The sequence below is a fragment of the Shewanella atlantica genome, assembly GCF_003966265.1.
In the GTDB taxonomy this organism is placed as follows: Bacteria; Pseudomonadota; Gammaproteobacteria; order Enterobacterales; family Shewanellaceae; genus Shewanella; species Shewanella atlantica.
On sequence record NZ_RXNV01000008.1, the window covers coordinates 1 to 14135 of the forward strand.

At 45.5% G+C, this 14135-nt stretch carries 7 protein-coding genes; all 7 read left to right on the top strand.

Annotated elements, in window-relative coordinates:
• Positions 1 to 4931: Ig-like domain-containing protein (locus tag EKG39_RS15740; protein ID WP_126506858.1), on the top strand; the 4931-nt coding region annotated here is incomplete at its 5' end.
• A 108-nt stretch (positions 4932 to 5039) separates the two neighbouring features.
• A complete protein-coding gene (locus tag EKG39_RS15745; RefSeq protein WP_126506860.1) occupies positions 5040 to 7220 on the top strand; it encodes a type I secretion system permease/ATPase in 2181 nt (726 codons plus the stop codon).
• A complete protein-coding gene (locus tag EKG39_RS15750; RefSeq protein ID WP_126506862.1) occupies positions 7213 to 8595 on the top strand; it encodes an HlyD family type I secretion periplasmic adaptor subunit in 1383 nt (460 codons plus the stop codon). The genes EKG39_RS15745 and EKG39_RS15750 overlap by 8 nt, the downstream gene beginning before the upstream one ends.
• 29 nt (positions 8596 to 8624) lie before the next feature.
• A complete protein-coding gene (locus EKG39_RS15755; protein WP_126506864.1) occupies positions 8625 to 10043 on the top strand; it encodes a TolC family outer membrane protein in 1419 nt (472 codons plus the stop codon).
• Positions 10043 to 10648 carry an OmpA family protein gene (locus tag EKG39_RS15760; RefSeq protein WP_126506866.1) on the top strand — a complete coding sequence of 202 codons (606 nt, stop codon included), beginning with the start codon at positions 10043 to 10045 and terminating at the stop codon, positions 10646 to 10648. The genes EKG39_RS15755 and EKG39_RS15760 overlap by 1 nt, the downstream gene beginning before the upstream one ends.
• Before the next feature lie 18 nt (positions 10649 to 10666).
• Positions 10667 to 11377: a transglutaminase-like cysteine peptidase gene (locus EKG39_RS15765; protein WP_126506867.1), complete on the top strand. Its 711-nt coding sequence runs from the start codon at positions 10667 to 10669 to the stop codon at positions 11375 to 11377.
• An 8-nt stretch (positions 11378 to 11385) separates the two neighbouring features.
• Positions 11386 to 13308 (top strand): bifunctional diguanylate cyclase/phosphodiesterase, encoded by a 1923-nt coding sequence (locus tag EKG39_RS15770; protein ID WP_126506869.1) that lies wholly within the window; start codon positions 11386 to 11388, stop codon positions 13306 to 13308.
• The last annotated feature ends 827 nt before the right edge of the window (positions 13309 to 14135 follow it).

The following is a 14135-nucleotide window of genomic DNA, read 5'->3' on the forward strand; positions in this document are numbered from 1 at the left end:
TGATCACCCTGAACCAAGATATCGATGATGCCGACCTGGGCAGCTTCGACTTCAATGTTGTGGTAACCGACACGGCTGGCCTCACCGATATCGCCGCCGTGACTATTGACCTCACCAACGTTAATGAAGCCCCTGAATTCCGCTCCGGGACCGATGTGGCCGGTGACGCCGCTAACACCGATACCTATGACTTTGGTGAGCTGGCAGAGGCTGCCACTGCTGGCACCGTCGTCGGAACGGTTATCGCCGATGACCCGGATGCCGGTGACAACTTAAGTTACAGCTTTGAAGGTGGCGCATTAACCAATGGCGTATTCACCATCAACGCCACCACGGGTGTGATCACCCTGAACCAAGATATCGATGATGCCGACCTGGGCAGCTTCGACTTCAATGTTGTGGTAACCGACACGGCTGGCCTCACCGATATCGCCGCCGTGACTATTGACCTCACCAACGTTAATGACGATCCAACAATCCAATCAACCACCAACACCCGAGTCTCTGAAGAGGGTCTAACTGGTGGCCTGATTGACGATATAGGCAATACAGATACGACTAACGCAGTGACTGCAAGCGGTACTATCAATATTGAAGATGTTGATAGCGACACCTTAACTGTATCTCTTTCAGGTCCTGCAACAACATTGATCTCAGGTGGTGAAACGGTTCAGTGGTCATGGGATGAGGAGACAGGTACATTAACTGGTTATATCGGCGTTGAGGGGGCCGACTCATACCAAGAAGTCATGACTGTTGTACTGACAGCACCCGATGGTAGCGATTCTGGTGAGTGGAGCTATGACGTTACTCTACTAGCTCCAGTCAAACATTCAGATACAACATCTGAAGACGAACTATCCTTAGATTTCGGTATAAACGTTGACGATAACAATGGTGGAACAACCAACGGCAGTTTCAACGTTATTATCGAAGATGATGCACCTGAGGCATCAGTAAACAGCATTGTTAGTGACAACCTAACTGGTACATACACTGGAAGCCTTACAGTTGGTGGTGCTGATACTGATTACTCTGCAGATTTGACAGGCAATGTAGCGAGTTGGAGTAACGAGACGGGTAATGAACTGTATTTTGCTGACTCAGGCCTGACTACCGGTGGGGAGACAATTTACTACTATGTCGATCCAGCTAATCCAGATCTTATGTATGCCTATACAGATTCAGGTACCACGATATCGGGCTATAGTAATGCAAATGCTGGGCAATCACTGGTCTTTACTCTATCCGTGGATCCTAACTCCGGCGAATATGTCGTTAATCTGGAAGATTCGATCACAGTTATTCAAGAAACCACTGCTGATTTCACCGGAAGCATAACGGCAGGTAACGGTGACAACCTGTTTATCTATCTTAACGGTGAGCTGCAATACGGTACCAATGCCACTGTAGATACCTTATGTACTGTGACAGGTATCTCCAATGGCAATGTGGCATCTGTAAACAACAGCAACAATGGTATAGGGGTCGGCTCAGGAAAAGATATTGGTGCCGGCGACACACTTATTCTGTCATTCCAGCAGCCCACAACTAACAATATTCAAATATCCTTAAGTTTAAACAGTGGTAAAGTTTATACTGGCGATGCCACCTTCTATGTGCAGGGTAAGAATGCGCTGGGAGAGAGCGATGATTTCACTTTCACCGGCACAAGTGATGAGTTTGAAGCAGCCCTATCCAGTTCATCGATTGTTGAAGTCAACGTTTTGAAGCTTTCGAAGGCTGATAGTGGCGGTGACTTTAACCTTCAGGGCTTATTTACCGAGACAGTTACAATCGATACGTCCGGTACGACACTCGACTTTACCGTGGATATAATTGACAGCGATGGTGATGTGGACAGTGATAATGATTTCAGCGTGGTACTTAATGCCCCAGCATCATTATCAGTAGTAACTACCAACGCAGTTGCACAGCTCGATGAAGCCACATTACTCTCTGATGCTGCTGACAATGACACTGAGTCATTGCTGTTCAAAGCGGGTGATACTGAGATCAATACCTTTGGCTTTGGTGATACCAACAACATTGAGGTACAGGGTATTCGCCTACCTAAGGGCCAAGATATGGAGTGGCGTATCGAAAGTGGCGACCTCATTGGTTCAATGAATGGACGTGGAGATCTGCTTAAACTGACCCTGGATTGGGACTCAATTGCAGCAGGACAACAAGGCTCGGTCATTCTCGATGTCGAGTTACTTGGAAAATTCCCGCACAATATTGACGTCGACAACCTGTTAGTAACGGGTATTCAAGTCATTGCCACCGATGGTTCAGGGGCGAGTGCAACATCGAGTGTCACTGTTAATGTCGCTGACCATAACCAAGCACCCGATGCTGAAAACGACTATTTTGGTAGCGGCTTAGCGAGTAGCTACTATGGTTATAACCAAGGTCCTGACGGAGGAAACCTCTCATCAGTTGATCAGGTGATGAGATTTATTAACAACAATGATCCAGACGCTCTGTTTACTGCGACTAGCCTAAGTTATGGCTGGGGAGATGGTAATTTAGGCACTGGGCAGAGTTTACAAACCTTCCTAGGTAGCGATGCAGCGAGTCTAACAGCTGATCCAGGTAACACCTCAGATGCTATCTTGCATATGCAAGGTGCAGTAGAACTTGACGCTGGCCGCTATGGCTTAAAAGTGACAGCCGATGATGGATATGCGATTAAGATTGATGGTGAACTCGTAGCAGTCTTCTCTGCTAACCAATCGGCTAAGACTCGTGAGCCTGGTGATAAAGGCCATATCTATTTTGACATAGCAACAAGTGGTAGCCATGAAATAGAGATCGTTTATTGGGACCAAGGTGGTGCTTACGAGTTAGATATTGAAATTGGCCAATTTGAACAAGATGGCAGCCAAATTGGTGGCTACACACCACTGGGTGATCAGATTCTCACTCAGCCAGCTCATGTTATGGAAGACACAGCATTTACCTTCCAGGCCTCGACAATCTTAGGAAATGATAGTGACCCCGATGGTGATGCCATCGAGATTATCAGTGCCGGTAATGCAAGTCATGGAACGGTCTCAATTGATGCACTCGGTAACCTACTATTCACTCCTGAAGAGGGTTATACAGGGCCTGCCAGCTTCGATTACACCATCACAGATCCTTCAGGTCTGGTTGATACTGCGACAGTTTTCTTTGATGTCATACCAACAAGGGGTTACCAATATAACTCTGGTACCGACGGAGATAACACGCTTAGTGGTACCGACAACCATGACATCATAGTAAGTGATACCGAAGGCCTGCAGATAGTCTCAGGAGAAGACTATAACCTGGCCTTTATCTTAGACTCATCAGGTAGCATGAGCCGTGAGATTGAAACGGCAAAAGCCCAGCTGGCCAGTGTTTTTGAGACTCTACTTGATAGCGCAAATGGCGTTCAAGCTGGTACGCTCAACATTCTATTGGTCGATTTTTCCAATAATACAAAGCACTATAAATCGATCGAACTGGGTGACTTAGGAGAGCAAGCAAACAACCAAGCACTAGATGAACTTTTAGCTGAGTTAAACCTTGTTAATACAAGAGAGAATCAAAATACGAATTACGAAGCAGGCTTTGATTCTGTCATCGAGTGGTTTAATAGTGACGGTATCGCAAATAATGGCGGCAGTAACCTGACTTACTTTATTACCGATGGAAACCCGAATAATAGGCATATTGATAGCGCAGATTCACTCTATATCGGCGTTAACAGTCAGACGAATCATTTTATTTCGTTAACGGATTTACTCAACAGTAGTAATTATCAGGATGGCGAAACCATTGAGGTTGGTGGTAAGACACTTGTAAATAGCAGTGGAAGTGTTTACTCGGCTTACACTGGTGATTACCTAGGACAGGTCACTGTCAATCAAAATGGTACTTATAGTTATACGGATAACTCTGGTACAAATAACCAAACCCTGCATGCATTTAGCCTGTTAAATGCCGTATCTGAAGTCAGAGCAGTAGGTATAGGGGGAGGCGTATCAACTGAAACGCTCAAACTCTATGACACAGACGGTGAAGTTCAAGCACAGATTAATGTTAGCGATCTAGCCAGTGTAATCCTTGGTTCAGAAACATTGCTAAGTCAAGGAGATGACAACTCTGATGGCGGACAAGGTAATGACATTATCTTCGGTGATCTGGTGAAGTTTGAAGATATTGATGGTCAAGGCTTTGTAGCACTGCAAAAATATATTGCAGATGAGACAGGTCAAACTGCTAACGATATTAATCTGGAAGATATTCATGCTTACATTCGTGACCATATATCAGAATTTGATATATCAAACAGCAATGACGGTGATGACACGCTCAGCGGCGGCCAGGGTAAAGATATCCTCTTCGGTCAGGGTGGTGACGATACCTTGGACGGCGGTTCGGGGGCGGACCACCTCATTGGAGGAATCGGTAACGATACGCTTATCGGTGGCTTAGGCGATGATACTCTAACCGGCGACGCCCCTACCGGCCCCACAGGTGCAGATACCTTCGTGTGGTCCGCGGGTTCGACCGGTACAGATCATATTACTGATTTCAACCTCGGTGAAGATAAACTAGATCTTAGTGACCTTTTGCATGTAGAGAATGGACATCAACTTTCTGAATACCTCCACTTTACTGTCGATAATACAACTTCGACGCCTTCGACATCTATCGATATCGATGCAAATCTCGATGGTAATTACGAGCAGCATATCGTCTTAGATGGGGTCGACCTCAGTGATGCGTTTGGAGATAGTGAAGGGGCGATTATTCAAGGGTTACTCGGCACTAGTGGCGAGGGAGCGTTAATAGTCAGCACCTCAACCGATACAGAGGTGACTTCGACCACATTTTCTGAAGGTCCAGGGTCTAATCAACACCCGGATGATGATCAAATTACCTATCTACTTCCATAAACCCGCTAATTATCAAGATGGTCTATAGCAAAATAGACCATCTTGACTAATACTTTTATAATACAATAAGAATAATTCCATAATAAAATCTTAAGGATAAGCTTTTAGGTGTCTGTTTCAGCCTCTCAGAAAACTGAGCAATGGACCGTCTCTGCCTCTCAAAGAGTGTCAGTCGATCCACTGTTAGACAGTTTAGTGTTATTAACCGAATATTTCGGCAGCCCTTGCTCCAGTGAATCTATGGCAGCAGGACTCCCCCTGTCCGGTAGTGTACTCACACCAGACTTGGTGCCTCAAGCCGCTGCTCGAGCAGGGTTGGCAGCAAAGTTAACCCGTAAAGGGTTAAACCAGATATCACCTATTTTCCTGCCCTGTATCTTGCTATTAAAAGATAAGAAAGCCTGTCTGCTTAGAGAGCTGGATGTTAAGAAAGACAGGGCTGTCATTCAGCTGCCGGAGACCGGGGGCGAAGAGACGCTATCACTTGAAGATCTTGAAGCCATCTATGTCGGATACCTGTTTATGGTTAAGCAGCAGTATCGTGGCGACATGGGCTTCGATATTCACCTTCATGACAGTAATAAGCACTGGTTATTTCAAACAATTAAAGATTCGGCACCTATCTATCGGGATGCGTTAATCGCATCGGTATTGGTCAACCTTTTCGCTTTGGTTTCACCGCTATTTATCATGAATGTCTATGATAAGGTCGTCCCTAATCTGGCATTCGAATCCCTGTGGGTGTTAGCCATAGGTGCGGGTATCGCCTATATCTTCGATCTGATCATGCGGCAACTTCGCGCATACCTTATCGATGTAGCGGGTAAAAAGGTCGATATCATCGTTTCTTCCAAACTGTTTGCCAAAGCTATAGGCATTCCGCTGGAGAATCGCTCGCCCAGTGTCGGCGGCATGGCCAGACAGTTAGGTGAGTTTGACAGTATTCGGGATATTCTCACTTCGGCAACGATTACCACTTTGGTAGACTTACCATTCGCCATCCTCTTCATGTTAATTATTTACTTAGTTGCAGGCGACCTAGCTCTGGTTCCTCTATTTGGCGGAATTATAATTATCACCTACACCTTGATCATGCAGCCCAAATTAAAAGCCGCGATCGAGGAGAGCAACAAGTTTTCCAGCCTGAAACATGGTCACCTTATCGAATCGCTGGCCTCATTAGAATCGATAAAATCCAGTGGTGCAGAGGGATTAGTACAGAAAAGCTGGCAGCAGATGATTGGTCATACTGCCAACTGGCAGTTGAAATCGAAGAAAATTTCAACCTCGGTGACCAATCTGGCTAATTTTACAGTACAGCTTTCTGTTGTGTCAGTGGTGATTTTGGGAGTATATCGCGTTGCAGATAACGAGATATCTATGGGTGGCATCATCGCGGCAGTGATCTTATCGAGCCGGGCAATCTCTCCGATGGCTCAACTGGCAGGCCTTATGACCCGCGGTAACCACACGGCGAGTGCACTGCGGCAACTCAATGAAATAATGACCCAAGAGGATGAATTTGAGAATAAGGGGCATCTGGTTAGCCGACAGCGCCTTCAGGGACAGATGAGTGCCGACCATGTTACTTTCTCCTATCCTGGTTCGGAAAAGCCAGTCTTACATCCTATGTCAATTAACATTCAGCCTGGCGAGAGAGTCGCTATCATAGGTCGAAATGGTTCGGGTAAGAGTACCCTGGCCAAAATGCTGGTCGGACTCTATCAACCAAGCAAGGGAAGCCTGAGATATGACGGACTGGACTCGGCTCAGATCCACCCTACAGATCTCAGACGTAACTTTGGTTACCTCCCTCAAGATATCACTTTGTTCCATGGTTCTATCCGGGACAATATCCTGTTTGGCACCCGTCAGGTATCTGAGCACCAGCTGATCCGGGCAGTGCAACTATCTGGCATCAGCCAGTTTACCGACTTGGAAACTGAAGGGTTAGATCAACAGGTAGGTGAAGGTGGCCGCGCACTATCCAGGGGTCAGAGGCAGACCGTCGCTCTGGCGAGGGCGACGCTGAACGATCCACCTGTACTCCTTATGGATGAACCGACGGCAAGTTTAGATGCAAGAGCCGAGAAACAATTTATAAAAGCCATGGAGAACGTCACGAGAGACAGGACCTTGCTGCTTATCACCCATAAGATGCATCTGCTAAAGCTGGTCGACCGTATTATCGTGCTCGACAGAGGCCATGTGGTTGCCGATGGCCCCAAAAATGAAGTACTGGAAAAACTGAGCAAAGGCTTACTCGCTGGAGGTCAGAGAAATGAGTAAACATTTGACGACTCAAGATCTGGAAATGGTCGATGATGTATACGGTGCCATGATGACAGATGCACCGACCAGCCACAGATTGATCATCTGGGCACTCTCAGCATTTGCGTTGTGCTTTGTTCTATGGGCTTACTTCTCTAAGTTAGATCAGGTCACAACAGGTATGGGCAAGGTTATCCCCTCCTCTCAAATTCAGGTGATTCAGAGCCTTGATGGCGGGGTAATGCAGGAACTCTACGTTGAGGAGGGTATGCATGTCACTAAGGGGCAAGCCCTGGTCCGCATCGATGATACGCGTTTCCGTTCCGACTTCGATCAACAGGAGCAGGAGGTATTTAGCCTGCAAGCTAACGTAAAGCGACTCGAAACCGAGCTGAACAGTATTATCATTTCTGATATGTCATCTGATTGGCGAGAACAGGTAAAAATAACAAAAACACCTCTGTTATTTTCAGGAGAGCTAATAGAGAAAGAGCCTGAACTGGTAAAACGTCAATCGGAAGAGTATTCCGGGCGATTAGATAGTCTGAGCAATCAACTCGAAATTCTAGCCAGACAGATCCAGCAAAAACAGCAGGAAACTGAAGAGCTCGCCTCGAAAATCAATACACTCACAAGAAGTTTCCAACTGGTTTCAAGAGAATTAGAACTCACAAGACCTTTAGCAGATAAAGGGATCGTTCCCGAAGTTGAACTACTGAAACTTGAGCGAACCGTTAACGATATTCAAGGTGAGCTCTCCTCTCTTCGCCTGTTAAGGCCAAAAGTTAAAGCCTCACAAGATGAAGCAATTCTGAAGCGTCGTGAGGCAGTGTTTGTCTTTGCCGCCGAAACTCGAACCCAACTCAACGAGATGCAAACCAAGCTATCCAGGATGAGCGAGGCTCAAGTCGGTGCGCAGGATAAAGTCAGTAAAGCCGAGATAACATCACCGGTAAATGGAACCATTAAGAGTATTCATATCAACACCCTTGGCGGCGTAGTGCAGCCGGGTATCGACATACTCGAAATTGTCCCGTCGGAAGATCAGCTATTAATCGAAACTAAAATAATTCCGAAAGATATCGCATTCCTGCACCCCGGTTTACCCGCAGTCGTTAAGGTCACTGCCTATGACTTTACAAGATATGGCGGGTTAAACGGGGTTGTAGAGCATATTAGTGCGGATACAACTCAAGATGAGGAGGGGAACAGCTTCTATCTTGTAAGAGTACGAACTGAACTATCTAGCTTAAAAAAGGACGACGGCACTGAAATGCCAATTATACCAGGGATGTTAACCTCGGTTGATGTAATTACTGGGCAAAGATCCGTTTTAGAGTACATACTTAATCCAATTTTAAGGGCGAAAGATACGGCGCTCAGAGAGCGCTAGCCTAAGAAAATCAACCTGGAGGGGTTAACATGAACACCAGTAAAATTCGGCAACTAAAACGCAGCGGCTTAGCGTTAGCCGTTAGCGCATTGCTCATTCCTGCGTCGGCTTTCAGCCAGACTCTGGAACAGGCAGTCGCACACACTTTAGATACTAATCCTGAAATCCGAATCGCTTTCAATCGCTTTAAAGCACGTGAAGAGCAGGTAAATCAGGCAGTAGCCGGTTACATGCCAACGATAGATATCAGTGGCGGATATGGATATGAGCAAACCGATAGTCCATCGACACGCAGAAAGCCAAATGTAGGTGAAGTAGATTCTGATGGTGTTGTTGAGTTGGAACGTGGTGAGGCTGGTTTCAGCATCAAGCAGATGCTGTTTGATGGTTTCTATACCAGTAGCGAGGTCGACAGATATAGTTTCGAAGCCAGTGCCGAGCAATGGGCACTCTTCTCGGCTGCCGAAGATATGGCTCTCGACGTGGCTAAAGTTTATGTCAACTACATCCGTAGCGAGCAAGTACTGACGTTGGCAGAGAAAAACCTGGCCAGCCATCAAGAGATATACGATCAGATTAAGCAGAGAACCGATTCAGGTTTAGGCTCAATTGCCGATCTGTCGCAGATAACAGGTCGTCTGGCTCGTGCCAATGCCAACCTTATCTCGGCTAAAAATAACTTTTTCGATGCAAAAGCACAATTTATCCGTGTGGTAGAGCAACAACCCGAAAGCTTAATTGTTCCGGTGCCCGATGACGACATGCTACCAGAAGATCTCAGCACAAGTGTGCAAATAGCCCAAGAGAATCATCCGATTTTAAAATCGGCTGCCAGCGATATTGAAGCGGCTAAATACGAAAAATCTTCCGCTCAGTCCAACTACTATCCGAAGTTCACTTTAGATTTGGAGGGTAACTGGAATAACAATTTAGATGGTGAAGAGGGGATCTCTGGTTCAGGCCTATTTCTAAACGATGTCGGTGGTTACAGTAACGATCTGGTTGCCATGGTCAGAGTTAAATATAACCTTTTCGCAGGCGGTAAAGACCTCGCCCGCGAGAAGGAAGCCGCATACAAGATCGGTGAAGCCAAAGAGATACGTCAACGCGCTCATCGTCAAGTCGTTGAGGGGGTCAACCTGGCCTGGAATGCTTACGAACTGCTGGAACCACAAAAACTGTATATTCGTGAACATGTTATCGCGGCTAAAGATACCCAAGTCGCTTATAGCCAACAGTTCAACCTGGGACAGCGTACTCTACTCGATCTATTGGATACCGAAAACGAGCTATTCGAAGCCCGTAAAGATTACCTGGAAGCTGAATACGATGAGATCCTTTCTGAATACCGTATTTTGAATGCTACAGGCCGATTATTGGAATCATTAAGAGTCACTCGCCCGGATGTATGGCAAGGTGAGCGTAACTACGAAGGAGGAGTTAACTAATGAAAACCTTCATATTCATATTAAGTATTGCCTTGCTTGGCGGCTGTTCATCCCGCGATATCGCCACCATGGATGAACCAACCAAACAAATCCATGATCTAAACGATCTAGATACCGACGGTGTTATTGTCGCCCGAGAGCGTTGTAATGATACAATATTAGGTGCAACAATAGACAACTACGGCTGTGGTAAAGTTAGGCCGATTAATGAACGTTCTGAGCTTAAGATTCTGTTTGCAAACGACTCTTACTACATAGACCCTCAGTACTATGGTCAAATAGAGGTCATAGCAACATTTATGACTGATTATCCAAATACTGTTGTGACCATTGAAGGGCATTGCAGTAAGACGGGTTCTTATGAGCATAACGTAACGCTTTCACAGAACAGGGCCAATGCGGTAACAAGCGTACTGACTGAGCAGTTCGGCCTAGAGCCCGACAGGTTAACCGCTATAGGTTACAGTTATGACCGCCCCGTAGATATGAGTGAGACGAGTATTGCCCATACCCGTAACAGACGCGTCATTGCTGAAGTAACCGGAGAAGACACAACGGCAGATATGAAATGGCATATCTATACCGTTGATGAAGAAGTGAAGTAAGGAAATAAACCAAGCATCATGAATGGCAGGCTTTATTGTAGTAAATTAGCATGCAGAAAAGTCTGCCAGTTCATATTACTGGCACTGACTCTAGCCATATCATGCCTTTATGCCTCACCCACGCAAAAGCTGGATAGGGAACATATCACTTCGACACTCGAGTCCAAGTATGGTGAACGCGCAGGTAAACGAGCCAGAGCATGGTTTAGGGTGCTTGATGAAGCGCAAGGGTTAAGCGAAAAGGAAAAGATGACTAAAGTGAACAACTTTTTTAATCTTTTTCGTTTTGTCGATGACATTAAACTTTGGGGTGATAGTAACTACTGGTCGACGCCTATGGAGTTTATTGGTGTTAACGGCGGTGATTGTGAAGACTTTTCGATAGCTAAGTATTTCACCCTACTCCAACTTGGTGTGCCGGAAGAAAAATTGCGGATCACCATGGTAAAAGCAACGAGCGTTAACCAATATCATATGGTTCTGGCTTATTATGAAACACCTTCTGCTATCCCCTGGGTACTCGATAATCTAGATACAAGAATTAAACCCGCTACCCAGAGAAAAGACTTATTACCGGTTTACAGCTTTAATGGTCGACAGCTGTGGCTTAACAAGGAAAAAGGACGAGGCGTTCTTGCAGGTTCCTCTAAAAAGCTTGCGAAATGGAATGATCTCAAATACAGATTGGGTGTCGAAAGACTTAGACAGCCCAAATTAAGATTGGAGTAGCTAGAAAGATGACACTGTTTCGACAGATATACTCACTACTGTTTGGCCTGTTTCTACTGGTGGTGGCGAGTCTAGGCTATGTGCAGTTCACTGAGACTCAAAGCTTTCTCACCAAGCAGATGGAGTCAGATCTTAACAACACCAGCAACTCTCTTGGGATCATGTTAGTACCCGATCTTGAAGCAGGGGATATTGTCGGTGCTGAAACACTGATCAATGTTATTTTTGAAGGTGGATATTACCAGCAGGTAAAACTGACATGGTTAGTCGATGGCAAGCAACAGGTTTGGGAAAACTCAGTTAAGATCGAAGGCGTCCCGCAATGGTTTATCGACCTGGATCTATTCAAGACAATCAGGAAGGAAAGTACCATCACCTCCGGCTGGATCCAGCTGGCTCGACTCGAGATAACCGCTCACCCGGGATTTGGCTATCACGAACTGTGGCGCACCATGAGCAATGCGATTATCGTATTCTCACTACTTTTTTTAATTGCAATTGTATTCGCTCGAGTAGGACTAACTTGGATTCTCAAGCCTCTGCACTCCATTGCGGAACACGCTCGAGAGATCTCACAACGAAAATTTGGGCCGGATATGCCTGTACCTAAGACCACAGAGCTAAAGTCCGTGGTACTCGCCTTTAACAGCATGTCAGATCAACTAAAATCAATCTTTAACTCTCTCGATGAAGAGGTGGGGGAGCTACGTAAAAAGAACTTAGTCGATCAGGTCTCTGGTCTTCCAAACCGTCAATATATGATGGGCCATTTAAGTAGTTGGCTCAATGAGCCAAAAAGTGGTGCTCTGGTCATGGCTAAGTTGGATTGGTTAGAGGAAGTGCATAGCAAATACGGCTATCAGGTCCGGGATGAGACGATTAAATTACTTTCTCAGAAGCTGACCGAGCACTTAGATGAGGTCGCGACTTCTGTTGTAGCAAGAATTGCAGCTTATGAATTTGCCTTCTTAATTACCAGTTCCGAACATGATCAAACCAGCAAATATCTTCAGACTCTGATACGCACAATTAACCAAGAGATGTCTAAAGCAGGCTGCAAGCCCAATGAACACTTTGCTATAGGTGTTGCAGAGCGCATAGGTCAAATGACTGTATCAGACATCTTGGCGCAAGCGGATAATGCACTTCAAAAAGCAATAAAAGAGGATAAAGTTTTTCATTGGTTTGAAAATACTGAGAAACAACTGTTCACCCGTGAGCAGTGGCGTGAACACTTGAGCGCAGCAATCAATGGGCGTCGCTTTAAATTTAAGTGGCAACCCGTACAGCTCAATGACAGCGATAATATCATGCAAAGAGAGTTGTACTGTCAACTTGAGCTCGGTGAAAAGATGGTCCATGCGGGGCAGTTTATGCCTTATGTAGAGCTGTTATCACTTGGCTCTTTACTGGATAAGTGTCTCATAGAGAAAGTACATGAAGATCGCCTTCTGGATAAGAGTTTTGAACCTATCGCAATTAACTTAACCTTCCAAAGTTTGAGCGATCCTAAGTTCCATGAATGGCTAAACCAATTCTTACGCTCAACAGGCTTATCTGAACGCATCTGTTTCGATATACCTGAAGCCGGCGTCTATAGCGATCCTGACGCTTGTCAGGCGCTTTGCACGATTATTAGAGATAATGGCGCACACTTCGGTATCGACCACTTCGGTCGTCAGTTTGGTTCCATGTCTTACCTTCAAAACCTAAGACCAAGTTATGTCAAACTCGATCAATCATTTGCCTATTATGATGAGAGTGAACACAGTAGCGAACTGTGCCGCGCATTGATCAATGTTGCAAGAGGTCTGGATATTAAGGTCATAGTTACAGGCATAGAGGAGATAGCTCAGTTAGACCGCTTTATCCCGCTTAAGACTAATGCCTATATGGGCTACATATCCCCACCAGTAGATGTTGAGGATTAAATGTAATCTTCATCAAGAGCAGTAATAAAAGGCCTTAGATTAACTCTGAGGCCTTTTTACTATCTGACGGCTGGCTTTGATAAGCGCGAGAATTCGAACCTCTGCCCTTTTTCACTAGGTACCTAAGACCACTTTGATAAGAGGGAGGATTCGAACCTCTGACCGTCTGGTCCACTCTTGTTTCAAATCGGGATGCGCTACCGGGCTGCACCCTTTTATCTCATTAAGAGTCCGAAAACTTTTTAGATGGTCGGCTGATTTAATAAACAGCAGGATTCTAATCATCAAGATCTCAGATAATGAGAAAGCTGGAAACGAAAAAGCCTTCTGATTTCTCAAGAGGCTTTTCGAAAATTGGTCGGCCGGCTTTGATAAAGAGGAAGGATTTGAACCTCTGATCCTCTGGTCCGCTCTCGCTTCAAATCAGGATGCGCTACCAAGTTGCGCTAATCACCGTAAATTTTTATTATTGAAACTTAATGTGGTCGGCCCTATCTTTAATAAAAAGCAGGATTCGAACCTCTGACCGTCTGGTCCACTCTTGTTTCAAATCGGGATGCGCTACCGGGCTGCACCCTTTTACCTCATTAAGAGTCCGAAAATTTTTTAGATGGTCGGCTGATTTAATAAACAGCAGGATTCTAAGCTTCAAGACCTCAGATAATGAGAAAGCTGGAAACGAAAAAAGCCTTCTAATTTCTCAGAAGGCTTTTCGAAAATTGGTCGGCCGGCTTTGATAAAGAGGAAGGATTCGAACCTCTGATCCTCTGGTCCACTCTTACTTCAAATCAGGATGCACTACCGAGCTGCACCCTTTTACCTCATTA